Here is a 22,904-nt window from a genome sequence, read left to right on the forward strand (position 1 = left end):
AGCGCAGGGGACCAGCCGCAGGCTGGCGGCGATGTAGGGGTCGCTTTCTTGGTGACTTCTTTGTCGATAACAAAGAAGTTACTCGCCCGCCGGGGCGAACTCCCGGCCAACGCACCTAAGCAGTCGCGACCAAGTTCGAACAACCAACCAGAAAGCAAGAAAGGGCTTCTAGTTCGATGACAAAGAAGTCACTCACCCGCCCGGGCGACCCCCCGGCCGCCGAGCATTTGCAGTCGCGCCAACGCTCGCATAGCGGCGAAAGCCAGGCAGGAAAGGGCTTCACCCCAAGGCCCCACGTCCGACCTCAGGACGCCTCGATGATCCGCCTCAACAACCCTGCCGTCCGCAAGATCAGCGGCGTCGTCCGCTTCTGCGCCGGCGTCACCAGACACAGCGTATTAAGAATCCCCGCATCGGCAAACGGCGCCAGCGCCAGCCGCTCCGGATGATCGTAGGAGCGGATCGCCTCCTCGCCCAACGCAGCGTGCCCCATCCCCGCCGCCACCAGATCGAGGATCACCGGCACGCTCGAGACCTCCCACACCACATTGAGCTGCACACCCGCCATCGCGGCCGCGGACTCCATCAGGTTGCGGAAGGTCTGCCCGCGCTGCGGCATCACCAGCGGGTAGCGCGCGAGTTGCTGCAGGGTGACGGGCTTGCCTGGCGACTGACCGACCGGGCTGATCAGGCACAGGCGCTCCTGCCGCAGCGGCAGGATGTCGAGCGCGGGAATCGCTTCAGGGCTGTACATCAGCGCCATGTCGCTGCGACCGGTGAGCAGCCATTCGGTCAGGTGAACCGAAAAGCCCTCCACCACCGCCAACCGCGCGCGCGGCATTTCGGCCTGAAAGGCGCGGATCAGGGCCAGCGTGTGCAAGCGGGCGAGCGTTGGCGGCATCGCCACGGTGACCTGCCCGACCGGTTCGTTGCGTTGCGCGAGCAGGTCCTCCTTGGCGCGCGTGACCATGTGGAGGATGTCCTGGCAGTGTTCGAGCAAGCGCTGGCCGGCATCCGTGAGCCGCACGCCACGACCGTGTCGAAGCAGCAACGTCTCGTGCAGTTCGATCTCCAGCGCGCGCACCTGGCGGCTCAGGGCGGGCTGCGCAACACCCAGTACGAGCGCGGCTTTGCTGAAGCTGCCGTGCTCGGCGACGTGAACAAACGTTTGCAGCTGATTCAGGTTCATGCGCGGATATTGGCATGAGCCATGCCAGATTTAAATAGCAGCTAGCCGCAACGAAACCTAGGTTGCATGGGCCACGCTCCGCAGAATGCCTCGCAGGACATTGGAGGCACAACGGACGACATGAGCACCCTTCCTCTTACCGGTATTTCATCCATGGCAACGCGCGCCGTGCTTGCCGCATTGGCGAGCGATTTCGAGCGCGCAACGGGTGTTGCAGTGCACATCGAATCGGTCGGCGGCGTGGATGCCGCACGTCGCATCCAGAACGACGAGCCATTCGACTTCGTGGTGCTGGCCAGTGATGCCATCGACAAGCTGGTCGCTTCCGGCCACGTGCGCAGTGACACAAAGCGGCCCATCGTCGATTCGAACGTTGCCATCGCCGTACGAGAAGGCACGCCACTGCCAGCCATCGATAGCGAAGACGCGTTGCGCACCACCGTGTTGAATGCTGGCCGCATTGGCTACTCCACCGGCCCTAGCGGCACGGCGCTGTTGAAGATATTCGATCGCTGGGGCATTCGGGAGTCGATCTCCGATCGTCTGGTGCAAGCGCCAGCCGGCACGCCCGTCGGCAATCTGCTCGCGCGAGGCGACGTCGACATTGCCTTCCAGCAGCTCAGCGAACTGATGCATGTGGCGGGCGTCCGCGTTGTCGGCGGAATGCCATCGACATGCACCATCGTCACCACCTTTACTGGCGCCGTCGTCGCCACCTCGACACGCGCCAACGCGGTACAGGCCCTGCTCGACTTCATGACCGGCCCCGGCACCGCCACATGCAAGACCCAAAACGGAATGAACGCCCCTGCGCTGCATGGCGGCGCTCGATAACGACGCAGCACATCACCAAAGGACACGCCTCGACATGATCATCGACGTACACGGCCACTACACCACCGCGCCCGCGGCACTGGGCGCATGGCGCGACCTGCAGGTCGCTTCCCTCAAGGACCCGGGCAAAACGCCCCGCGCGAGCGATCTGAAGATCAGCGACGACGAGTTGCGCGAATCCATCGAGACCAACCAGCTCGCCAAGATGCGTGAGCGCGGGAGCGACCTCACCATCTTCAGTCCGCGCGCGAGTTTCATGGCGCACCACATCGGCGACTTCAACACGTCGAGCACGTGGGCGGCGATCTGCAACGAACTGTGCCATCGCGTGAGCGAACTCTTTCCGGATCACTTCATCGGCGCGGCCATGCTGCCGCAGTCGCCGGGCGTGCCCATCGAAACCTGCATTCCCGAGTTCGAGCGCTGCATCAAGGACTACGGCTTCGTCGGCATCAATCTCAACCCGGACCCATCGGGCGGCCACTGGACGAGCCCGCCGCTGACCGACCGCTACTGGTACCCCATCTTCGAGAAGATGGTCGAGTACGACGTGCCAGCAATGATCCATGTGTCGACGAGCTGCAATGCGTGCTTCCACACCACCGGCTCGCACTATCTGAATGCCGACACCACGGCCTTCATGCAGTGCCTCACGGGTGATCTGTTCCGCGACTTTCCCACGCTCAAGTTCCTGATCCCGCACGGTGGCGGCGCGGTGCCCTATCACTGGGGGCGTTTCCGTGGCCTGGCGCAGGAGCTGAAAAAGCCGCTGCTCGATGAGCATCTGCTGAACAACATCTTCTTCGACACCTGCGTGTACCACCAGCCGGGCATCGACCTGCTGACCAAGGTGATCCCCGTGCGCAACGTGCTGTTCGCGTCCGAGATGATCGGCGCCGTGCGCGGCATCGACCCGCAGACAGGCCACTACTACGACGACACGAAGCGCTACATCGAAGCCACCGTCAACCTGACCGAAGAAGAACGCTTCCTCGTCTACGAAGGCAACGCCCGCCGCGTGTTCACGCGACTCGACGCCGCACTCAAGGCCAAGGGCAAGTAAAGGAGACTCACATGTACGAACTTGGCGTTGTCTATCGCAACATCACGCGCACCGACGCTGCCATTGCCGATGCGCTGGCACAGTACGGCTCGGCCACGGTCCATGAGGCCATGGGCCGCGTCGGCCTGCTCAAGCCTTACATGCGCCCGATCTACGACGGCGCGCAGGTGTCGGGCACCGCTGTCACGGTGCTGCTGCACCCCGGCGACAACTGGATGATGCACGTCGTGGCCGAACAGATTCGGCCGGGCGACGTGGTGGTCGCAGCAATCACCGCAGAATGCACCGACGGTTACTTCGGTGACCTGCTGGCGACTTCATTCAAGGCACGCGGCGCGCGCGCGCTGATCATCGATGCCGGCGTGCGCGACGTGCGCACGCTCAAGGAGATGAACTTCCCCGTGTGGAGCCGCGCGATCTCGTCCAAGGGCACCATCAAGGCCACAGTGGGCTCGGTGAACATTCCTGTCGTATGCGCGGGCGCGCTGGTGCATCCGGGGGATGTGATCGTCGCGGATGACGACGGCGTCGTGTGCGTGCCATCTGGCACGGCTGCACATACGCTCGAAGCCGCCGCCGCGCGCGAAGCCAACGAGGGCGCCAAGCGCGAAAAACTCGCCTCCGGCGTGCTCGGACTCGATATGTACAAGATGCGCGAACCGCTGGAAAAAGCTGGCCTGCGTTACATCGACTGACGGATGAGGGGCGGCACATGTCGCCCTTCGCTCGCTTCGCACGGAGCCCCACCATGAACGATCCCCGCCAATGGAGAATGGGCTTGTTCGGTTACGGTGAGGTCGGCCGTATCCTCGCCGAAGACCTGCGCTAGGACTGGCCGTTGGCATGTACGACGGCAGGCTCGACGGTGTCGAAGCGGACGACGCCTTGCGCCGGCACGCCAACGCCACGGGCGCACGCGTCTTCGCCTCCGCTGCTGCGCTTGCCGGGATGAGTGATCTGGCCATCTGTGCCGTCACCGCCGCGCGGATCGACACCAATCGACTGCTTGCATATCTCGGCGAAAAGAAGTCGTAGACGCATAACGGGGCCAATGGCCCCGTCGTCACAACACACCGCCCCGCCTCACGCCGCCGCAGCTTCTCCCTGCACGATCGGATTGCGCAGCGTGCCGATGCGGTCGATTTCCACCGATACGGTATCGCCGTCCTTGAGGAACAACGGTGGCGTGCGCTTCTTGCCGACACCGCCCGGCGAGCCGGTGATGATCACGTCGCCCGGCGATAGCGCGCTGAAAGTGCTGATGTACTCGATCAGCGACGGGATCGAGTGGATCATGTTCCGCGTGTTATCGTCCTGCACCTTCATGCCATTCACATAGGTGCGGATACCCAGTTGATGGGGGTCGCCGATTTCGTCGCGCGTCACCAGCCACGGGCCGAAGCTGCCGGTCTGCGGCCAGTTCTTGCCGGCAGTGAACCACGAGTGCTGCCAGTCGCGCACCGATCCGTCCATGTAGCAGCTGTAGCCGGCGATGTAGGCGTCGGCGTCCTCGCGGCGGATGTGCGAACCCTCGCGCCCGATCACCACGGCCAGTTCGCCTTCGTAGTCGAACTCCTGCGTCATCGCCGGCTTGAGCACGGCGCAGCCGTGACCCGTCTGCGAATCGGGAAAGCGCACGAACAGGGTCGGCGCGCTGTCGGTGGCGTTGAACTCGACCCGCTTGTCCTGGTAGTTCATGCCGACGCAGAAAATCTTGTCGGGTCGCTCGATCACCGGACGGAACATCACCTCGTCGGCGCGAAGATCGTCTGCGCGCGCGGCCAGCTCGCGCAATTCGCCCAGCGCACCGGCGGCCAGTACACTCTTGATGTCGTCAAAGCGCCCGGCAAAGTGGCGCCCCAGATCGATGAGCCCGGTCGCCGTGACGATGCCGAAGCTCGTGCGCCGCCCTGTCCGGACGACATAACTTGCCAGTTTCATGGATTCACTCCTGAACGATACGTACGCGGCGCGAAGGTGGCCGCATGACTAGCTGAGGGGTGCGCACGGCGAACGCCATGCGCACCGGAAGAGCGGGATCAGGACGCGACGCTTGCCGCGGGCTTGCGGTCCAGTTCGCGGTCGAGCTGTGCCTTGTCGAGAGAGTTCTCCCACTTCGAAACGAAAATGGTGGCCACGGCGTTGCCGATGAAATTGGTGGGCACCAGCCCTTCGGCCATCAAGCGATGCACGCCAAGAATCAGCGCCACGCTCGTAACGGGGATCGTGCCCACCGTCGACAAGGTCGCCGCCAGCACCACGAATGCCGCGCCCGACACACCGGCCGCGCCCTTCGAAGTCAGCAGCAGCACCAGCAGCAGGCCGATCTGGTGTGACAGATCGAGCTGCGTATTGGTCGCCTGTGCCAGGAACACCGCTGCGAAGGCCAGGTAGAGGCACGTGCCGTCGAGGTTGAACGAGTACCCTGTCGGGATCACCAGCCCCACCACGCTCTTCTTGCAACCGAGCTTTTCGAGCTTGTCGAGCGCGCGCGGCAGCACCACTTCGGAAGAGGTCGTCGCCAGGCACATCAGCAGCTCTTCGCGGAAGTAGCGCATCAGCTTGAAGATGCTGAAGCCGCAGTAGCGCGACACCGCTCCGAGCACGACGATGATGAAGAACACGCACACCACGTAGAAACCGCCCAGCAGCTTGCCCAGCGTCGCGAGCGAGCCCACGCCGTATTTGCCCACGGTGAAGGCGATGGCGCCGAACGCGCCGATGGGTGCCGCCCACATCACGATCGACACCGCGCCGAACAGCGTCTTGGACGCCAGCTCGAACAGGTGCAGCAGCGGCTTGCCGGCATCGCCCAGCGCGGACAGCGAGAAGCCGAAGATCACCGACATGAACAGCACCTGCAGCACGTTGCCTTCAGCCAGCGCGCCGAACACTGCGCTCGGGATGATGTTCATGAGGAACTGCACCGTGCCGCCCGTGTGCTGCGCCTGGCTGACCACGTTCTTGGCCGCGCTCGTGTCGAAGCTTGCGATGTCGATGTTCATGCCGACGCCGGGCTTCATGTAGTTGACCGCCACCAGCCCGAGGATCAACGCGATGGTGGTCATGATCTCGAAGTAGATGATCGACTTGACCGCCACGCGCCCCACCTTGGCCATGTCGCCCATGCCCGCGATGCCGAGGATCACCGTACAGAAGATGATCGGTGCGATGAGCATCCGGATGGCCTTGATGAAGGCGTCGCCGAACGGCTGCATCTGTTCGCCGATGGCCGGGAACCAATGCCCCAGCACCACGCCCAGCAGCATCGCGGCCAGCACGTGGAACCACAACTGCTTGTACCAGCGAGCCCTGCGGCGGGGCGGCTGGCTGACGGTGGCGTCGTTTGCCACTTGACTCTGATACATCTGATTCTCCTTCGTCTCCACCTTGGTAGGAATCTCTCTTTTTCCCGTCGTCGCTCATGGGCGGCAACGTGGTGACACGGATTCTGGCCGCAGGCCGTGTCGCCCTCCAATGCAGGGCGCGCACTAGCAGCTATAGCAGCTTGATATGGCTCGCGGTCACAGCCAGTCCCCCTGCCCCTGCGTGCACGCATGCTGCGACACCGCCGTCACATATGTATCTACACCAACGTTGTGCGGCAGGTAGCGTGTCGCCCTTACAAGCCGAAGGCCCCCGCCTCTTCACAGCCATCGATACGACCCCACGCGCTCCAACCCATAACGACTCGTAATAGCTACTAGGCCGAATGCCGCCTAGGCGTGACGCGCCCCCTGCGCCGACAATGCGCTCAGCGTGCGGCACACGGCACAATGCGCCCCGCGCTGCGACACACCAGAGACACAGGAGAACAAGAAATGGAGTTTCCCGTCACGCCCGGATGGCTACCGTACCATCCTGATCCCGCCCGGCCGCATTTCGTTCCGCCGGCCGGCGCAGTGGATGCGCACTGCCACGTATTCGGACCCGGCGCGATCTTTCCGTACGCACCGGAGCGCAAGTACACGCCGTGCGACGCCTCGCGCGAACAGCTTTTTGCCCTGCGCGACCGGCTCGGCTTTTCGCGCAACGTGATCGTGCAGGCGACCTGCCATGGCGCCGACAATCGCGCGCTGGTCGATGCGCTGACGCATTCGGCGGGACGTGCGCGCGGCGTGGCCACCGTGCGTCGCGACATCAGCGATGCCGACCTGCAATCGCTGCACGCGGCTGGCGTGCGCGGCGTGCGCTTCAACTTCGTCAAGCGGCTGGTGGACTTCACCCCGCGCGAAGAGTTGATGGAAATCGCCGAGCGCATCGCGCCGCTGGGCTGGCACGTCGTGGTGTATTTCGAAGCGGTCGATCTGCCCGAGTTGTGGGATTTTTTCTCGGCCTTGCCCACCATCGTGGTGGTCGACCACATGGGCCGGCCCGACGTAAGCAAACCAGTCGACGGGCCGGAGTTCGCACTGTTCATGGAATTCATGCGTCGTCACCCCAACGTGTGGTCGAAGGTGACCTGCCCGGAACGACTCACGCACAGCGGCCCGCCAGCATTGGACGGCGAGCGCGATGCCTATCGCGACGTGGTGCCCTTCGCGCGGCGCGTCGTCGAGACCTTCCCCGACCGCGTCCTGTGGGGCACTGACTGGCCGCACCCGAACCTCAAGGACCACATGCCGGACGACGGTTTGCTGGTGGACTTCATTCCGCACATTGCGACGACTGCCGAATTGCAGCGCAAGTTGCTGGTCGACAATCCGATGCGTCTGTACTGGCCGGAGCAGTACGCAGCCGCGCACTCGTGACGCTGCAGGCGCAGCGTCGCGCACAGCCCACTGCCGGGCGTGCTCTCGTCGAGACGCACGCCACGGCCGGTGGCAGCCTCGCGTTGCGATGCGAGCCGCAACCATGACCCCAGTGATGTTGACGGGTCATATCACCCGCCGCACGGCCTACAAGGATCTCTACAATTTGTCCGACAGCACGGCCACGGTGTTCATCAAGATCAACCGTAAGAACTGGCCGCGCAACCTGACGGTGGATGACAAAACCAAGGTCGAAATCGTCGGCAAGTTCGACCGCGAGTTCGTCGGTTTCGACAAGATCAAAGTCATCGACATCCGCCCGGCCAACTGAAGCACGCGCTCGTGGCAAGGGTCGAGATCGATGGCCTCGATGCTCGTCCGCAGACCTCATGCTTGCCGCACGACGTGCAAGAAAAAACGGGGAGCCGCTTGCTCCCCGTTCGCCACTGCCAACCGACACGGCGGCCGCCGCTCCTGCTTGCCCTAGTGCCGTTGCCCGGCGAGTCTGCGCACCACGCGGGCAAGCAGATCGATCTCCTCGCAGGTGTTGTAGAACGCGAGCGAGGGGCGCACTGATGTCTCCAGCCCAAAGCGGCGCAGGATCGGTTGTGCGCAGTGATGCCCGGTGCGCACCGCCACGCCTTCGCGGTTGAGCGCCTTGCCGACCTCCTCGGTGCTATAGCCTGCCAGCACGAAAGAAATCACGCTCGCCTTGTCAGCAGCGGTGCCAATCAGGCGCACCCCGCCGATACTGCGTAGCGCACGCGTGGCGTATTCGAGCAGCGAGTGTTCGTACGCGGCAATGCGTTCGAGCCCGATACCGTCGACATAGTCGAGCGCCGCGCCCAGACCCACGGCGTCCGCGATGTTGCCGGTGCCGGCTTCGAAGCGGTTGGGCGGCGGCTGGTAGACGGTGCGCTCGAAAGTGACGTCCGCGATCATGTTGCCGCCGCCTTGCCAGGGCGGCATCTGTTCGAGAATGTCGCGCTTGCCGTAGACCACGCCGATACCGGTCGGCCCAAAGATCTTGTGGCCGGAGAACACGAAGAAATCCGCATCCAGCGCACGCACATTCACTCGCATGTGCGACACCGACTGGGCGCCATCGACCAGCACTCGCGCACCGACGGCATGCGCCATGCCAATGACTTCGGCAATGGGCGTGACCGTGCCGAGCGCGTTCGATACCTGCGTGACGGCAACGAGGCGCGTCTTGCTGCACAACAGCTTGCGGAACTCATCGAGCCGCAACTGGCCGTCTTCATCGACCGGAATCACGCGCAGCCGGGCGCCCTTCTCTGCCGCCAACTGCTGCCACGGCACGATGTTGGCGTGGTGCTCCAGGTGCGACACGATGATCTCGTCGCCCGCCTCGATGTTCTGCACACCCCAGGTGCGCGCCACCAGATTGATGGCCTCCGTGGCGCCGCGCACGAAGATGATCTCTTCAGCAGAAGCCGCCCCGATGAAGCGCGCCACCGCACTGCGCGCGCCCTCGTAGGCATCCGTTGCGCGGGCGGCGAGCTCATGCGCAGCGCGATGGATGTTGGAGTTTTCGTGCGCGTAGAAATACGCCAGCCGATCGATCACCGCCTGCGGTTTGTGCGTGGTGGCGGCGTTGTCGAGCCACACCAACGGCTTGCCGTTGACGCGTTCCTGCAGGATCGGAAAGTCGCGACGCACCGCATGCACATCGAACGCCCCGCCCTGCGGTGCCGCCTGCGCACTGCGTCCGTTCTCGCCCGTCACGAGATCGGTAAAGTAGAACCACTGCTGGCGATCCGGCTCGGTCGCGGGGGCCTGCGTTGCCACAGGCAGCCCGACGCGCAGGCTGTCTTCGCCGGGCAGACCGAAGCTGCGCGCGACGATGCGATCTTCATGCGGCCCGGAGCGGGCCGGCAATGACTCGTGCGCCGATTCGAGGAAGTAATACGACTGCCCCCCCGTTGCCGCTTGCGGCGCATCGATGGCAGGCAACGCCGCGGCGTAATCCAGCGGCACTCCTTGCGCGACACCGCCAGACGGCAGACCCGCCAGAGGCGCTTCGGCTGTGGCCGGCACCAGAGCGGGAGCACGATTGCCCAGCGACACGATCGGATCAGGCGCCTGCGGCTGCGCGCCGACATGCAGGACCGGAGCGGCCGATGCAGCGTTGGACGGCAGATCCGCCGGCGATGGATCGCCCGGCAAGGCAGCAAAGAACTGCCCGGCCAGCCGGGCCAGCGTCGCCACGTCGGGCAGACCCGCCGGCACGTTTCCGCCCGCGCTCAGATCACTTGTAGGTGTCGGGGTAGTCATGGTACTTGCCGATCTCCACGTCATCGAGCACCGCCAGCGCGTCGTCGCTCTGAACGGCCAGCGAGCAATACAGCGAAATCAGATAGGACGCGATCGCGTTGCGATTGATGCCCATGAAGCGCACCGACAGGCCCGGGCTCTGCTCGCCCGCCAGCCCCGGCTGGAACAGCCCCACCACGCCCTGGCGCTTGTCGCCCACGCGCAGCAGCAGGATCTTGGTCTTGCCATCATCGACCGGCACCTTGTCGGACGGGATCAGCGGAACGCCGCGCCAGGTGAGGAACTGGGAACCGAACAGGCTGACCGTGGGCGGCGGCACGCCACGGCGCGTGCACTCACGGCCGAACGCGGCGATGGCTAACGGATGGGCAAGGAAAAACGCGGGCTCCTTCCACACCTTGGTGAGCAGTTCATCCAGGTCGTCCGGCGTCGGCGCGCCAGTCAGCGGAAAAATGCGTTGCTCATCGGCAACGTTGGCAAGCAGGCCGTAGTCCGGGTTGTTGATGAGTTCGGATTCCTGGCGCTCCTTGATCGTCTCGATCGTCAGGCGAAGCTGTTCCTTGATCTGGTCGTGCGGGCTGCTGTAGAGGTCCGACACGCGCGTGTGAACATCCAGCACCGTCGACACCGCGTTGAGGAAGTACTCGCGCGGCTGCTCGTCGTAGTCAACGAAGGTCTGCGGCAGTTCGGATTCATCGCGCTGCGCGCACGCTACGCGCACGTCGCGCGGGTTCTTGACCTTGTTCAGGCGGTAGATGCCTGCTTCGACCGGCAACCATTGCAGCAGATGCACCAGCCAGCGCGGTGAAATGGTCGACAGGACCGGTGCGGTCTTGGTCGCGTTGGCAAGCTGCCGGGCGGCGTTGTCACTCAACGCCGATTGGGGAACGGATTCAGCCACGTTCGACTCCTTTATGCAAAAAGCGAAAATGAAAATCAGAAATTCAGCAAAGCGAGTCTCGGCGAGCGGTCCGCACGACTCAACATGCTATAGCCATCAAAAACTCATCGGGACGCATGCCCCTAAGGGCGAACGGATGCGGCGGACGGCGCGCTTTCTTCGTAGCGTGCGAGCAGAAAGCTGGGGGTCACGCCCAGTGCTGCGGCCAGCTTGATGACCGTCGCCAGCGAGGGCATGGCCACGCCGCGTTCGATCTCGCCCAGATACGAGCGATTGAGATCGGCGCGCTCGGCCAGTTGCTCCTGCGAGAGCGCCAACGCCTCACGCTGGGTGCGTACGACCAAGCCGAACTGTGCGCACAGCCGCTTCATATGCCAGCGCCATCTCCACGCGATTCACTGCGCACGCCCGCCTGCGACACGTGACTGCCCGGGTCGACGCTGTGCGTCAGCCACACATTGCCGCCGATGGTCGAGCCCTTGCCGATGGTGATGCGCCCGAGCAGCGTGGCGCCGGCGTAGATGACGACGTCGTCTTCGATGACCGGGTGGCGCGGAAGGCCTTTTTGCAGACTGCCGTCCTCCCCCGCCGGAAAACGCTTGGCGCCCAGCGTGACGGCCTGATAGATGCGCACCCGCTCGCCGATCACGGCGGTTTCGCCGATCACCACGCCCGTGCCGTGATCGATGAAGAACCCGGCACCGATCTGCGCGCCGGGGTGGATGTCGATACCGGTGAGCGAATGAGCGGTCTCGGACACGATGCGCGCGATCAGCGGTACGCCACGCACATACAGCTCGTGCGCCAGCCGGTAATGGATGATGGCGGTGATGCCGGGATAGCACAGCAGCACCTCGTCGACCGAACGCGCGGCCGGGTCGCCCTGGTAGGCGGCCAGCACGTCGGCATCGAGAATGCCGCGCAACACCGGCAAACGCGCGGCGAAATCGCGCACGATGCCGACCGCCTGCGCTTCGATCAGCGCGTGTTCCGGCTCACCGGCGCGCAAGGCATAGCGCAGTTCGAGCCGCACCTGCGCCAACAGCGCGTTGAGCGCGGCGTCCAGCGTGTGCCCGACGTAGAAGTCCTCGCTCTCCTGCCGCAGGTCGGACGGCCCCAGCCGCATCGGGAAGAGCACTCCGCACAGGGATCGGGCAATCGCACTCAACGCCTCGGACGACGGCAGCTCTCTCCCCCCGGATTCGCGCCGTCGTTGCGCCGCGCGCCAGCGCGTACGTGCTGCACGCAACTCGGCCACGACTGCTCCGAGATCCCATTGCGCGGCGGTGTAGCCCGCGCCGGCGAAGTGCTCTTCCGCGCTCATACAGGCAGGCCTTTCTCGTCGAAGATGCCCTCGAACAGGATCGAACTGAGATAGCGTTCGCCGGAATCCGGCAACACCACGACGATGGTCTTGCCTTCGTTTTCCGGGCGCTGTGCCAGGCGCGCGGCGGCGGCGACGGCTGCACCGCTGGAAATGCCGGAGATGATTCCCTCATCGCGCGCCAGCCGGCGGGCGTAGTCGACGGCCTCTTCGTTACTGACCTGTTCCACCGCGTCGACCAGCGACAAGTCGAGCACCTGCGGCACGAAGCCGGCGCCGATGCCCTGGATCTTGTGGGGACCGGGCTGTATCGGTTGGCCTGCACGCGCCTGCGTGAGCACCGGGCTGGCGGTCGGCTCGACGGCCACCGAAGTGATCGCCTTGCCTCGCGTGCGCTTGATGTAGCGCGAGACTCCGGTGATGGTCCCACCCGTGCCCACGCCGGACACGAAAATGTCGATGGCGCCTTGGGTGTCGTCCCAGATTTCCGGCCCCGTGGTGCTCTCGTGGATCGCAGGGTTGGCCGGGTTCTTGAACTGCTGGAGGAGCACGTACTTGTCGGGGTCGGATGCGGCGATCTCTTCGGCCTTGGCAATCGCCCCGCCCATGCCCTTGGCGCCTTCGGTCAGCACCAGCCGGGCGCCATAAGCGGTCAGCAGCTTGCGCCGCTCGATGCTCATCGTCTCGGGCATGGTCAGCGTGAGCGGAATACCCCTGGCCGCCGCGACGAACGCCAGCGCGATGCCGGTGTTGCCGCTGGTGGGCTCGACCAGTTCCTTTCCCGGCCCGAGCAGGCCACGCTTTTCGGCGTCCCACACCAGCGCCGCACCGATGCGGCACTTGACCGAATACGCCGGATTGCGCCCTTCGATCTTGGCCAGCACCGTGGCATGCGCGCCCGGCACGATTCGGTTCAGGCGGATCAGCGGTGTGTGGCCGATGGATTGCGCGTTGTCTGCAAAAATGGGCATGTCATTCCCCTGTACGTGGACGAAAAATTGGATGCGTGTCGTTGGGGAATCCAGACCTTGATTGTCATCGCACGGTCTTCGCCGTGTCGTACACCGGGTGCCGCGCGGAACTCAGTCCTGAATCCACGGCAACCCGTGGCGGCGCCATCCGCCCAGCTCGCCGCGTTGCTGTCGATCGTTGTGATCGCCCTCGAAGCCTTCCAGCACATTGAAGACCTGCGTGAAACCCGCCTTGGCCAACGCCTCCCCGGCGGCTGCCGAGCGCTTGCCGCTACGGCACAGCAGGAGCAGCACGTCGTCCTTGGCAAACTTGGCTTCCACTTCGCGCACGAAGCGCGGATTGCGCGTCATCGACGTCCCCGTCGCCCACGCCACGTGCGCCACGCCCGGTACGTGTCCGACGAACTTGCGTTCCTCGCCCGTACGTACGTCAACGATCTGGCCAACGCCGTCGCGATGCAGCGCCCACGCTTCGGTGGGCGTCACCCCCCCGGCGTACAGCAGCCCTTCTTCCACTGCACGCTGGCGCGCGCGGACGAGGATGGCGTCACCGGACTCGCCGCCGGCATTCGATGCCGGGTCGGGGGTCGCCGCAAGCGGCGGCGTGCGGAGCAGTGCGAGCGTCATGGTCGTTCATCCTTTGAAAGCGATTGGATGAAGACAGGATATGAGTGCAGGCCAGGTAAGCGAACGAATAAAAACTAGGCAACTTATTCCGCAAACAGATAAGGGCGAGATCTGTCCCTGCTTAAGACCCTGGCATCCGCGATGGCGCCAATGCGGGCGCGGCAAGCGTCAGCGCAAGGCCGGACGAGCGAGGCGAAGGCATGATCCTGACTCTGCTTACCGGCCAAGTGGCCCACACGGAAGGAAATCTGCATGCAAGGCTCTGCCTCTCCCACGCGCGCTTTTCACGTTATGGCCAAGCCCTGTGGCTCAGACTGCAACCTGCATTGCGCGTACTGCTACTACCTGGAAAGAGCTGCGTTGTATCCGGACGGGGCGCGTCATCGCATGAGCGACGAAATCCTGGAGCAGTATGTCGTCGACTACATCGGCGCCATTCATGAAGACGAAGAAGTCGCCTTCACGTGGCAAGGCGGCGAGCCCACATTGCAGGGCCTGGATTTTTACCGCAGAGCGGTGGCGCTCCAGGCTGAGCACGGGCGTGGGCGCCACATCACCAACAGTTTCCAGACCAATGGGCTGCTGATCGACGAAGACTGGTGCAGTTTTCTCGCCGAGCACGATTTTCTGGTCGGATTGTCGCTCGACGGCCCTGCGGCCATTCACGACGAATACCGCGTGACGCGCGGTGGCAACCCGAGTCACGATCTCGTGCTGCGTGCGCTGCGTCTGCTGCAGAAGCATGGCGTGCGCTACAACGTGCTGGCCTGCGTGAATCGGCGCAGCGCCACCGAACCTCTCGAGGTGTACCGCTTTCTGCGTGACGCCGGCGCGCGGTATATCCAGTTCCTGCCGGTGGTGGAACGCACGCAGCCGACCGTCGGCAGCACGGCGAAAATTCAGCTCGCTCCACCGCCCGCCGGCTCGGCGCACGATCTGCCGCAGCGCGAGGGGCTCGTCACGCCATGGTCGGTCGGGCCGGCAGATTACGGCCACTTTCTGAATGCGATATTCGATGAATGGATCAAGCGCGATGTGGGCCGCGTGTTCGTGATGAATATCGAGTGGGCGCTGGCCAACTACATGGATCGCCCCGGCGCGGTCTGCCACCATCGCCCTACGTGCGGACGCTCACTCGTGATGGAGCATAACGGCGACGTCTACGCCTGCGATCACTACGCCTATCCAGACTACCTGCTCGGCAATATCACCAATCAGCCGCTTTCCGCCATGGCCGACGCACCGTCCCAGGAACAGTTCGGCCGGGACAAGTTCGCACTGTTGCCGGATGAATGCAGGCGCTGCAAGGTGCTGAAGGCGTGCTGGGGCGGATGCCCGCGGCATCGGTTCATACCGACCGACGACAGCCGGCGACTCAATTACCTGTGTGTCGGCCTGCGCCGCTTTTTCGAGCACGTCACGCCGTACATGGCTGGCATGTCCCGATTGCTCGCACAAGGCCGTCCGGCCAGCGACATCATGCAGGCGACCTTGGTTTTCCAAAAGCCACGTTGATGCGGGAACAGCAGCCGCGCCGGCCGGCGCGGCTGCAGGAGACCGCCCCCGCACGAGGGGCGGCCTGGCTTAGAAGCCGATCTGTACCTTGGGCGGGTACTCCTTCAGGACTTGTGCATAGGCCCTCATCTCGGCCTCGAGCGGCACGCCCAGCGGAATGTGGCGGATGCCGACGGCGTCGTCTTCCTGCGGATTGGTGTACAGGTTGAACATCATCGATCCGGCCGATTGCATGATGGCGCCCGAGAAACCGCCCTTGTACCCCTTTTGCGTGAACGCATCCGGTTGCTGAAGAAGCGTGAAGAACTTGAACTCATCTACTCGAATGGCCGAGAGCTTGTCATTCCAGAAGTAGTAGACCGCCTTTCGGTTGGATTGCCCGTCCTTGCCCAGCAGGAACGATGTCTGGTCAACGCCGTCGATATAGGTTTTCTGCGGCACCAACTTGGCGACATCGGCGCCCGGTTTGCCGGCAACCGAAAGGCTGGTGTTGAACAGGTCGGCAAGCTCGAAGAGCCCGTCAGACTTGCGCGGCTCGATCATGCCCTTCCAGTATGCGAACGTCGGCACGCGGACGCCGCCCTCCCAGGTCGAACCCTTGCCGCCACGGAACGCCGTGCGTCCATGCGGCGGGACTTCTTGTTCCGGGCCGTTGTCCGAGGTGAATATGATCAGCGTGTTGTCGAGCTGATTGGTTTTTTCGAGCGACTTGTAGAGCGAGGCGAAGATGTCGTTCATCTCGACCATGCAGTCGCCATAGCTTGTCCGCGCCGGAGAGCGCCCGGCGTAACGCGCATTCGGATAATTGTCGAAGTGACAGCCGCGCGTGCCGTAATACAAGAAGAACGGCTTGTCGCTCTTCGACATCTTCTCGATGAACTCAACGCCATACTGCATCCAGCGCTGGTCGAGGTCTTCCATGTACTTCGGCGTGATGTCGGCGAGGTTCTCCAGCTTGCCGCCACGCACTGCGTGGACGTCACTCTTGTTGAACGGCAGCTTGCTCACGTATTCGGAACGATCGGGGCTCAGCGCCACTTCCGGATTGACGTTGGCGTCGCGCCATTCGGTGTACATGTCCGACACCGAATTGAAACCGCGGAAATCGTCGAAGCCGACGTTCTGCGGCAGAGAGGCATCGTTCTCGCCCATGTGCCACTTGCCGATGGCCTGCGTCACATAGCCTTGATCGCGCATGAGCTGCGCCACGGTCGTTGCCCCCTCCAGGCCACCGGGCTCGCCATACATGGGCGGGCGGAGAATGCCGTGGTGGACCGGATACTGGCCGGTCATGATGGTCGCCCGTGTCGGCGATGAACTCGGTTGCGAATACGCCGAGGTCAGGATCAGGCCCTGGCTTGCCACGGCATCGATATCCGGCGTGGGGTTGCCCACCGTCGTGCCGCCGCCATTGAAGCCCACATCCATCCAGCCCACATCATCGAGGATGAAGATCAACACATTGGGCTTCTTGCCGGTCCTCTTCTGGAGGTCCGCCAGTTTCTGCCGGGCCACCCTGTCCTGTTCGGCATGAACGATGACCGGCATCATGTTGTCGGCCAGCTTCGTGGTCGATCGGACCATGTATTGGTTTGGATGGTCGTAGCCTGCAAAACCATTTCGCTGTGTGGGTGCGGTGGGCGTGTCCGCCGCAGCGCCGGCAATGACAGGAAATACCGCCGACAGCGCCAGCACCAGCGGACGAGGCAATGTACTCTTGCTCATTTCCAACTCCTCTTATGACGACCAGAAAAGTTGAAAATGGTGAGTCGGCCCTGTGCCGACGCCGTTGACTCCGCGCCAAGTGCGTCATCCGAACATATGCGCACTGAGTGATTTCATGACGCAAACGAACGGATGGCCGTGCCTCCGACAACATTCGGCGCGTGGCTGAGGCATCAAACAGAATACCCTCACATATTTCCGCCAGCGCGCTCGCACATTTGTCAGCGCACCGGCACGGCGTACCGCCGGGCGAGCCGGTTCGCGCACAGTTCGAGCGATGCGCAGACGAGGTAATACACCGCGCCGACGAAGAGAAAGATCTCGGTCGGGTGCACCATCACGCGATTACTCACCTGCGCCGCCACGAACGATAGTTCTCCCACGCCGATGACGTAGGCCAGCGAGGTGTCCTTGGTGAGCGATATCCATTGATTCACGAACGACGGCGCCATGATCGGCAGCGCCTGCGGCAGGATCACCCAGCGCATGACCTGCCACGGCCGCATGCCCAGCGCGCGGGCCGCATGCCATTGCCCGCGCGGCAGGCTGCTGATGCCGGCCCACACCGAATGTGCAAGGTAGGCACCGCCGATCAGCGACAGCGAACACACCACCGTGCCCAGCGCGGGCGCATCGATATGCAGCACGATGGGCAGCAGGAAGTACGCCCAGAAGATCAGCATGATCACGGGAATCGCGCGGAAGAACCCGACGAACGCCAGCAGCGCCCGATGCGTCGCGCCCTGCGTGACGGCCAGTGCCACGCCTAAAGCAAGGCCGATCGCGCTGGAGGCCAGCGCCGAGGACACGCTGAGCACGAGCGTGAGCGCCGCGCCCCCGAGCGGCCCCTCCGGCCACGCGCCAAGCATCAGGTACGACAGGTTGTCGCCAATGACTGAGAAATCCATGCGCAACGCTCAGTGCGGGTACGCGACACGGCGCCGCAGGTACTGGCCGCCCCACTCGATCAGCACGATCATCGCAATGTAGAGCGCGGTCGCCACGCCAAAAGCCTGGAAGGTCTTGAAGGTTTCGGTTTCGACCTGCCGTGATGCATACGACAGTTCGGCCAATCCGATCGCCATGGTGAGCGACGAGTTCTTGATCGCATTCATGTATTGCCCGAGTACCGGTCCGAGCGCGATGCGCAGCGCCTGCGGCATGACGATGTGACGCCACACCTGAGCCGGCGTGAAACCCTGCGCCAGCCCTGCCGCCACTTGCCCCGCGGGCACGGCGCGCACGCCGGCACGGAGTTCTTCGGCGATGAAGGCCGAGGTGTAGAGCGTCAGGCCGACGAAGCCCGCGAGATATTCAAACGGCGGCCACATCACGTGCAGCGCAACAACGCGCCACGTGTGTGGCGTATTCAGCCATTCGAGCCAGCCTTCGGGGAACAGACTGGACACGCCGAAATACCAGAAGAACAACTGCACCAGCAGCGGTGTGTTGCGGAAGACGCTCAGGTATGCGCGCACCGCGACCGAAACGCCGCCGCGATCGACCGCGCGCAGCACGCACAACACGAACCCGACCAAGGTTGCGCATGCGCACACGACGGCGGCGAGCACGACAGTGTTGAAGAAGCCGTGGAGCAACCAGCCCAGGTATCTTGGCGCGAGCAGTTCATCGATCATCGAATGCACGCCTCCGCACGTGCGGTGCGGAGGCATCCCTCATCTCGGGCGTATGTGGACAATCAGCTCTTGTCGCCGATCTTGAAGATGCGCTTGAGCGGTGTGCGGGTGGTGGGGCCGAACCAGGTGTCATAGATCTTCTGCGCCTGGCCGGAGGCTTCCAGCTCGCGCAGCGTGGTATTCACGAAATCGGTCAGGCGTGTTTCGCCTTTCGGAATGCCCACGCCGATCAGGTCATCCGATACCGAGAACGGCGGGATCTCGTACTTATCCTTGTCCGGCACATTGGCCAGCAGGCCAATGAGCTTGGGCCCGTCCTGCGTGATCGCCTGGACGTTGCCGTTGCGCAGCGCGGTGAAGGCAAACGGCGTGTCGTCGTAGGCCACCAGCGTAGCGCCGGGGAATTTCTCGCGCAGCACGATCTCGTTGGTCGTGCCCTTGTCCACGCCGACGCGCAGCTTGTTGATCTGGTCGGGCGACGTCAGCACGCCTTTCTTGGCGATGAACTGCTGACCCGAGGCAAAGTACGGAATGCTGAAGTTGATCTGCTTGGCGCGCTCTTCAGTGATCGTGAAGTTGGCCAGCACAATGTCGACCTTGTTGGCAGTCAGCAGCGGAATCCGGTTGGCCGGGTTGGTGGGGATGATTTCGAGCTTGACGCCCAGCTTGGCGGCGAAAGCCTTGCCGTAGTCCACGTCCAGCCCTTCGATCTTCTTGGACTGCGGATCGATGAAGCCGAACGGAGGATTGCTGTCGAACGCGGCCACGCGCAGAACCCCTGCGCGCTTGATGTCGTCGAGACGGTCTGCATGGGCGACGTTGGCGGCAAACAGTGCCAGCGCGGCGATCGCTGCGAAGCGGAATTTCATGGTGGTCATCCTTGCCTAGTGTGTGATCAGGCGAGGTACGCCGCGCAGTCGATGTGGGCGGCAACCTCGATGTCCAGCCATGCTAGCCAGCCGCCTCATGCGAACTAAATATCCTTTTCTGCCTTGCTTATTCACGGCCAGCGCAATACACCGCAGGGCGCGGGATTCGACGAAACCCGCGCGACCAGTGTGGAATATTTGAAATTGATGCTAATCAAATGCGTGGAGTCAGTCGGGGGAGCGCTCGGCATGTGTTTCGCCGCGACGGCCGAAATGCGCGACATGGCGGCCGGCAGTCCACACGACCTAAGCAATGCACCCGGCTTCGCATGACAGCCCTGCAACGAAAGATGGGCCGCAAAAGAGCGGCCCATTACGCTTTGCGCCGTTCGGGGCTACTTGGGCTGCGGCGTAGTCCGCAGGTAAGGCTTGATCGTCTTGTAGCCGGGGAAACGCTGCTCGGCTTCTTCGTTGGTGACGGCCGACGTAATGATGACGTCATCGCCCTGCTTCCAGTTCACTGGCGTGGCGACCTTGTGCTTGGCCGTCAGTTGCATGGAGTCGAGCACGCGAAGGATTTCGTCGAAGTTGCGGCCGGTGGTCATCGGATAGGTCAGCATCAGCTTGATGCGCTTATCCGGGCCGATGATGAACACCGAGCGCACTGTCGCGTTGGTTGCGGGCGTGCGGCCTTCGGAGGTGCCGGTCTCTTCGGCCGGAAGCATGTTGTAGAGCTTGGCCACGGCCAGGTCGGTATCGCCGATCATCGGGTACTTCACGGCTGCGCCTTGGGTTTCTTCGATGTCGACGGCCCACTTGTCATGGTTGTCGACCGAGTCGACCGACAGGCCGATCAGTTTGGCGTTGCGCTTGGTGAACTCGGGCTCGATCCTGGCCATGTAGCCCAGCTCGGTGGTGCACACCGGGGTGAAGTCCTTCGGGTGCGAAAACAAGATCGCCCATTGGTCACCGATCCACTCGTGGAAATCGATCACGCCCTGCGTGGTGTGCGCGGTGAAGTTGGGCGCTACGTCGTTGATGCGAAGTGACATCTTGCTCTCCTGTGAGGTGTTGCGTTGTTGGTCACGCGTAGGAATCGAATCTGTCCTGGAATCGCCGAAGGCACCCATCGCTCGCCGTCCGGGCGAGCACCTTCGACTTTCCGTTGTGCGAAATATCGGTACGTTGCCGCGTTCGCAACACCACATCGTATATCAGCGCAAGGGGCAAGACGTATCGACCGATTGGAGCGGGACAGACCGAACGGTCCATGCGTCTGGCCTCCTTGGCCGCGCGGTCCGGTTTCGCAGTCGTGTCACGGGGGCCCGGTCTGGATGTATTTGCCAGAACACATCCATCCGCGACATTTCCCGTCGCGCATTGGTTCGCCCTGCAATGTCCTGGCGGCCGATGCGCCGTTGCGCTGGGCGAGACACTCGGCTCCCCCGCGTTTTCCGGTCGCTGGACGAAAAAAGAGCCCATCCCCGGGCAAGGCAGCTTTTTTTCCCGCGCGATCTGCAGCAGTTGGACGGCACTTTCACACTAATGCACCGACGCCTTTCCCGCCCCTCTCCGGTGCCGCGGCTTGGCAACCGGTGCTCCCGCCTATCGTCATCGGCCTTCTGGTGCCCGGCATCGCCCCTAAGTGCGGCGAGTTCCACCCCTGCCAACCGGACAGGCAGATCGGCGGCCGGCCGAGACTGGTAAGATGCATGTCCTCCGAAGCAGCCCGATGGCTCCGGCGCCAAGACGCGCTGCTCCGACTGATTCTGCAACGCCAACCAGACACGATATCCCCGCACTATTCGCATGTTCACTGAAGAAGAAATTGCTCGGCACACGCCGATGATGCAGCATCAGTATTTGATTATGAAGTACAGCCTTGATTTCAAACGAACAATGACGAAATTCGTCTAATTGTTTTCGTACCGAAAGCTCTGCATAAGTGGTTGTTTACACGGATTGTTGTACATGAGTTTTAGACAGATTTTCGGCTTGTGAACGCTATGCCAAGGTGCTATTCTGGAAGCAGACTTTCCTACCAGAGGTAGGCAAGCTATCAAGGCTTGACCGCTGAGCCAGTCTGACGAATCAGCGGTACTCACACGCATGGCGATTGAATAGGCTATGACTTGCTGTCTCCCGCAGCAGCCGACCTTAGACGAATAGCCGGGAGTCGCCAGCCGTGTGGGTGTAGCTCAGTTGGCAGAGCAGATCGACGGATCGCGGCGACGGCCGCTAGGCGTAGGTTCGAACCCTACCATCCACTACAAAAAGCCCGGTTCAACTCCGGGTCGTTTGCCGAGGGCGGGGCGACGGGGGGCGGTTCGAATCCGTGATGGGTCGCAGGGCGACAAATGGCATGGCAGCCGGAAAGACGGCACCCAGAAGCAAGGCTGCTGGATAACCCGGAGTGCGGTCACGGGGCGCAACCAACAGGAGCGCGTTAGCCGCGCCAGTTGCCTTGGCTTGTGGGTGAATGCGCAGTGGCGATGCGCGTCAGCGTCTGCCGGTGGCAATCGGCGGGCGTTGATCGGTGGCAGAGTGGATATGCTTACCGCGACACGCGAGAGACGCCGGTTTCGATGCCGGCCCGAAGCCGGCAACTGCCTGCCGGCCACCCACTCCAATCTCTTCTACTCGCTCGTCGAATTATTAGGCCACGCATGCACCGTCTTCCGGTGCCTCAGCGCGCAGTCGGCAAGCTCTGCCAGTACGGCCTGATGTGCAGCCTGCCACGCGTCGTAATCGTCGGACTCCGGCGCATCCGGCACCACGCAATCGCGGGCTAGCTCACTGTCCAGCGGCGGAACGACGGGCAGCGTCGTAGGCGTCCCGTAGCCCGCGCACGCGGACAGCATCAGGCTTGCAATCAGCAGGCAGAGCCGGCGCATTCTTCAGTTCCTTGGTAATGGCGGCCATGCTGGCCTTCAGGTTAGCGCTCGACCGGCGCACATCATCAGCAGAAGTGCGCATCGCAAGTGCCGCCGACTGCATATCGCTGGCTGCCCGCTCTGCGGCCTGGGCGCGATCCGTGGCGATGGCCTCTTTGATATCGGCAATCTCACGGTCTTTGCGCCAACCCTGCGCAGTCCAGCCAGCGCCGAATGCCAGCGCGGCTAGTGCCAACACGAGGGCAGCTACCACAACAGCACGGAATTGGGGCGGGGTGAAATTAACCAGACTCATGCTGATATCGC

Annotated in this window: 22 protein-coding genes and 1 tRNA gene; 8 read left to right on the forward strand and 15 right to left on the reverse strand. The window is 63.4% G+C overall.

From position 1 onward, the window contains the following. Positions 1–304: 304 nt before the first annotated feature. The gene (locus tag ACDA63_RS06955) at positions 305–1,189 is read right to left on the reverse strand and encodes a LysR family transcriptional regulator (protein ID WP_373662488.1); all 885 of its coding nucleotides are present in this window, start codon (positions 1,187–1,189) and stop codon (positions 305–307) included. A gap of 120 nt (positions 1,190–1,309) precedes the next feature. Between ACDA63_RS06955 and ACDA63_RS06960 the strand changes: the two genes are divergently transcribed. The 4 genes from ACDA63_RS06960 (at position 1,310) to ACDA63_RS06975 (ending at position 4,121) form a co-directional block, all read left to right on the forward strand. Then, on the forward strand, positions 1,310–2,023 hold the full coding sequence (locus ACDA63_RS06960; protein WP_373662489.1) for a substrate-binding domain-containing protein: 714 nt from the start codon (positions 1,310–1,312) through the stop codon (positions 2,021–2,023). A 34-nt stretch (positions 2,024–2,057) separates the two neighbouring features. After that, positions 2,058–3,086, forward strand: coding sequence for an amidohydrolase family protein (locus tag ACDA63_RS06965; protein WP_373662490.1), 1,029 nt, complete (start codon positions 2,058–2,060; stop codon positions 3,084–3,086). An 11-nt stretch (positions 3,087–3,097) separates the two neighbouring features. After that, positions 3,098–3,781 carry a 4-carboxy-4-hydroxy-2-oxoadipate aldolase/oxaloacetate decarboxylase gene (ligK, locus tag ACDA63_RS06970; RefSeq protein ID WP_373662491.1) on the forward strand — a complete coding sequence of 228 codons (684 nt, stop codon included), beginning with the start codon at positions 3,098–3,100 and terminating at the stop codon, positions 3,779–3,781. A gap of 148 nt (positions 3,782–3,929) precedes the next feature. After that, positions 3,930–4,121 carry a hypothetical protein gene (locus tag ACDA63_RS06975; protein WP_373662492.1) on the forward strand — a complete coding sequence of 64 codons (192 nt, stop codon included), beginning with the start codon at positions 3,930–3,932 and terminating at the stop codon, positions 4,119–4,121. A 48-nt stretch (positions 4,122–4,169) separates the two neighbouring features. On the opposite strand, the gene ACDA63_RS06980 is transcribed toward ACDA63_RS06975, so the two are convergent. After that, positions 4,170–5,027, reverse strand: a complete 858-nt coding sequence (locus ACDA63_RS06980) for a fumarylacetoacetate hydrolase family protein (protein ID WP_373662493.1) — start codon at positions 5,025–5,027, stop codon at positions 4,170–4,172. Positions 5,028–5,125: 98 nt separating this feature from the next. Further along, positions 5,126–6,454 (reverse strand): C4-dicarboxylate transporter DctA, encoded by a 1,329-nt coding sequence (gene dctA / locus ACDA63_RS06985; RefSeq protein ID WP_373662494.1) that lies wholly within the window; start codon positions 6,452–6,454, stop codon positions 5,126–5,128. A 453-nt stretch (positions 6,455–6,907) separates the two neighbouring features. On the opposite strand from dctA, the gene ACDA63_RS06990 reads away from it, so the two are divergent. Together ACDA63_RS06990 and ACDA63_RS06995 are read left to right on the forward strand one after the other, a co-directional pair. Further along, positions 6,908–7,837 (forward strand): amidohydrolase family protein, encoded by a 930-nt coding sequence (locus ACDA63_RS06990; RefSeq protein WP_373662496.1) that lies wholly within the window; start codon positions 6,908–6,910, stop codon positions 7,835–7,837. Positions 7,838–7,925: 88 nt separating this feature from the next. Continuing rightward, entirely contained in the window at positions 7,926–8,168 is a 243-nt protein-coding gene (locus ACDA63_RS06995) for a NirD/YgiW/YdeI family stress tolerance protein (protein WP_373662497.1), read from the forward strand. Between the two features lie 152 nt (positions 8,169–8,320). Here ACDA63_RS06995 and ACDA63_RS07000 read toward each other — a convergent pair whose 3' ends face one another. The 6 genes from ACDA63_RS07000 to ACDA63_RS07025 all read right to left on the reverse strand — a co-directional run bounded on the left by ACDA63_RS07000 (position 8,321) and on the right by ACDA63_RS07025 (position 13,958). Next, positions 8,321–10,135, reverse strand: a complete 1,815-nt coding sequence (locus tag ACDA63_RS07000; RefSeq protein ID WP_373662498.1) for a family 2A encapsulin nanocompartment cargo protein cysteine desulfurase — start codon at positions 10,133–10,135, stop codon at positions 8,321–8,323. Further along, positions 10,110–11,036, reverse strand: coding sequence for a family 2A encapsulin nanocompartment shell protein (locus ACDA63_RS07005; RefSeq protein WP_373662499.1), 927 nt, complete (start codon positions 11,034–11,036; stop codon positions 10,110–10,112). The genes ACDA63_RS07000 and ACDA63_RS07005 overlap by 26 nt, the downstream gene beginning before the upstream one ends. Positions 11,037–11,158: 122 nt before the next feature. After that, the gene (locus tag ACDA63_RS07010) at positions 11,159–11,407 is read right to left on the reverse strand and encodes a helix-turn-helix domain-containing protein (protein ID WP_373662500.1); all 249 of its coding nucleotides are present in this window, start codon (positions 11,405–11,407) and stop codon (positions 11,159–11,161) included. Continuing rightward, positions 11,404–12,360, reverse strand: coding sequence for a serine O-acetyltransferase EpsC (gene epsC, locus ACDA63_RS07015; RefSeq protein ID WP_373662501.1), 957 nt, complete (start codon positions 12,358–12,360; stop codon positions 11,404–11,406). Before epsC ends, ACDA63_RS07010 begins: the two co-directional genes overlap by 4 nt. Further along, positions 12,357–13,331, reverse strand: a complete 975-nt coding sequence (cysK, locus tag ACDA63_RS07020; protein ID WP_373662502.1) for a cysteine synthase A — start codon at positions 13,329–13,331, stop codon at positions 12,357–12,359. Before cysK ends, epsC begins: the two co-directional genes overlap by 4 nt. 111 nt (positions 13,332–13,442) lie before the next feature. Continuing rightward, positions 13,443–13,958: a rhodanese-like domain-containing protein gene (locus tag ACDA63_RS07025; protein WP_373662503.1), complete on the reverse strand. Its 516-nt coding sequence runs from the start codon at positions 13,956–13,958 to the stop codon at positions 13,443–13,445. A gap of 291 nt (positions 13,959–14,249) precedes the next feature. Between ACDA63_RS07025 and ACDA63_RS07030 the strand changes: the two genes are divergently transcribed. Next, positions 14,250–15,473, forward strand: coding sequence for an anaerobic sulfatase maturase (locus ACDA63_RS07030; RefSeq protein WP_373662650.1), 1,224 nt, complete (start codon positions 14,250–14,252; stop codon positions 15,471–15,473). A gap of 69 nt (positions 15,474–15,542) precedes the next feature. Here the strand turns inward: ACDA63_RS07030 and ACDA63_RS07035 are convergent, their stop codons facing one another. From ACDA63_RS07035 to ACDA63_RS07055, 5 genes are all read right to left on the reverse strand, one after another. After that, positions 15,543–17,198, reverse strand: coding sequence for a sulfatase-like hydrolase/transferase (locus ACDA63_RS07035; RefSeq protein ID WP_373662504.1), 1,656 nt, complete (start codon positions 17,196–17,198; stop codon positions 15,543–15,545). A gap of 221 nt (positions 17,199–17,419) precedes the next feature. Beyond that, positions 17,420–18,106: an amino acid ABC transporter permease gene (locus tag ACDA63_RS07040; protein WP_373662505.1), complete on the reverse strand. Its 687-nt coding sequence runs from the start codon at positions 18,104–18,106 to the stop codon at positions 17,420–17,422. 9 nt (positions 18,107–18,115) lie between these two features. After that, a complete protein-coding gene (locus tag ACDA63_RS07045; RefSeq protein ID WP_373662506.1) occupies positions 18,116–18,835 on the reverse strand; it encodes an amino acid ABC transporter permease in 720 nt (239 codons plus the stop codon). A gap of 62 nt (positions 18,836–18,897) precedes the next feature. Next, positions 18,898–19,704: an ABC transporter substrate-binding protein gene (locus tag ACDA63_RS07050; protein ID WP_373662507.1), complete on the reverse strand. Its 807-nt coding sequence runs from the start codon at positions 19,702–19,704 to the stop codon at positions 18,898–18,900. A 395-nt stretch (positions 19,705–20,099) separates the two neighbouring features. After that, complete coding sequence (locus ACDA63_RS07055) at positions 20,100–20,756, reverse strand: peroxiredoxin (RefSeq protein WP_373662508.1); 657 nt, start codon at positions 20,754–20,756, stop codon at positions 20,100–20,102. 1,135 nt (positions 20,757–21,891) lie between these two features. Between ACDA63_RS07055 and ACDA63_RS07060 the strand changes: the two genes are divergently transcribed. Continuing rightward, positions 21,892–21,973: transfer RNA gene (locus tag ACDA63_RS07060), tRNA-OTHER, on the forward strand. Between the two features lie 524 nt (positions 21,974–22,497). Here ACDA63_RS07060 and ACDA63_RS07065 read toward each other — a convergent pair. Further along, the gene (locus ACDA63_RS07065) at positions 22,498–22,893 is read right to left on the reverse strand and encodes a hypothetical protein (RefSeq protein WP_373662509.1); all 396 of its coding nucleotides are present in this window, start codon (positions 22,891–22,893) and stop codon (positions 22,498–22,500) included. Positions 22,894–22,904: the final 11 nt, after the last annotated feature.

Origin of the sequence: Uliginosibacterium sp. sgz301328 (assembly GCF_041807905.1) — a bacterium.
GTDB lineage: Bacteria > Pseudomonadota > Gammaproteobacteria > Burkholderiales > Rhodocyclaceae > JBGVSA01.

Excerpts from the sequence above, each read along its gene's own strand:
- ACDA63_RS06955 (WP_373662488.1), bottom strand. The coding sequence starts at position 1,189 with ATGAACCTGAATCAGCTGCAAACGTTTGTTCACGTCGCCGAGCACGGC.
- ACDA63_RS06960 (WP_373662489.1), top strand. The coding sequence starts at position 1,310 with ATGAGCACCCTTCCTCTTACCGGTATTTCATCCATGGCAACGCGCGCC.
- ACDA63_RS06965 (WP_373662490.1), top strand. The coding sequence starts at position 2,058 with ATGATCATCGACGTACACGGCCACTACACCACCGCGCCCGCGGCACTG.
- ligK (WP_373662491.1), top strand. The coding sequence starts at position 3,098 with ATGTACGAACTTGGCGTTGTCTATCGCAACATCACGCGCACCGACGCT.
- ACDA63_RS06975 (WP_373662492.1), top strand. The coding sequence starts at position 3,930 with ATGTACGACGGCAGGCTCGACGGTGTCGAAGCGGACGACGCCTTGCGC.
- ACDA63_RS06980 (WP_373662493.1), bottom strand. The coding sequence starts at position 5,027 with ATGAAACTGGCAAGTTATGTCGTCCGGACAGGGCGGCGCACGAGCTTC.
- dctA (WP_373662494.1), bottom strand. The coding sequence starts at position 6,454 with ATGTATCAGAGTCAAGTGGCAAACGACGCCACCGTCAGCCAGCCGCCC.
- ACDA63_RS06990 (WP_373662496.1), top strand. The coding sequence starts at position 6,908 with ATGGAGTTTCCCGTCACGCCCGGATGGCTACCGTACCATCCTGATCCC.
- ACDA63_RS06995 (WP_373662497.1), top strand. The coding sequence starts at position 7,926 with ATGCGAGCCGCAACCATGACCCCAGTGATGTTGACGGGTCATATCACC.
- ACDA63_RS07000 (WP_373662498.1), bottom strand. The coding sequence starts at position 10,135 with ATGACTACCCCGACACCTACAAGTGATCTGAGCGCGGGCGGAAACGTG.
- ACDA63_RS07010 (WP_373662500.1), bottom strand. The coding sequence starts at position 11,407 with ATGAAGCGGCTGTGCGCACAGTTCGGCTTGGTCGTACGCACCCAGCGT.
- epsC (WP_373662501.1), bottom strand. The coding sequence starts at position 12,360 with ATGAGCGCGGAAGAGCACTTCGCCGGCGCGGGCTACACCGCCGCGCAA.
- cysK (WP_373662502.1), bottom strand. The coding sequence starts at position 13,331 with ATGCCCATTTTTGCAGACAACGCGCAATCCATCGGCCACACACCGCTG.
- ACDA63_RS07025 (WP_373662503.1), bottom strand. The coding sequence starts at position 13,958 with ATGACGCTCGCACTGCTCCGCACGCCGCCGCTTGCGGCGACCCCCGAC.
- ACDA63_RS07030 (WP_373662650.1), top strand. The coding sequence starts at position 14,250 with ATGGCCAAGCCCTGTGGCTCAGACTGCAACCTGCATTGCGCGTACTGC.
- ACDA63_RS07035 (WP_373662504.1), bottom strand. The coding sequence starts at position 17,198 with ATGAGCAAGAGTACATTGCCTCGTCCGCTGGTGCTGGCGCTGTCGGCG.
- ACDA63_RS07040 (WP_373662505.1), bottom strand. The coding sequence starts at position 18,106 with ATGGATTTCTCAGTCATTGGCGACAACCTGTCGTACCTGATGCTTGGC.
- ACDA63_RS07045 (WP_373662506.1), bottom strand. The coding sequence starts at position 18,835 with ATGATCGATGAACTGCTCGCGCCAAGATACCTGGGCTGGTTGCTCCAC.
- ACDA63_RS07050 (WP_373662507.1), bottom strand. The coding sequence starts at position 19,704 with ATGAAATTCCGCTTCGCAGCGATCGCCGCGCTGGCACTGTTTGCCGCC.
- ACDA63_RS07055 (WP_373662508.1), bottom strand. The coding sequence starts at position 20,756 with ATGTCACTTCGCATCAACGACGTAGCGCCCAACTTCACCGCGCACACC.
- ACDA63_RS07065 (WP_373662509.1), bottom strand. The coding sequence starts at position 22,893 with ATGAGTCTGGTTAATTTCACCCCGCCCCAATTCCGTGCTGTTGTGGTA.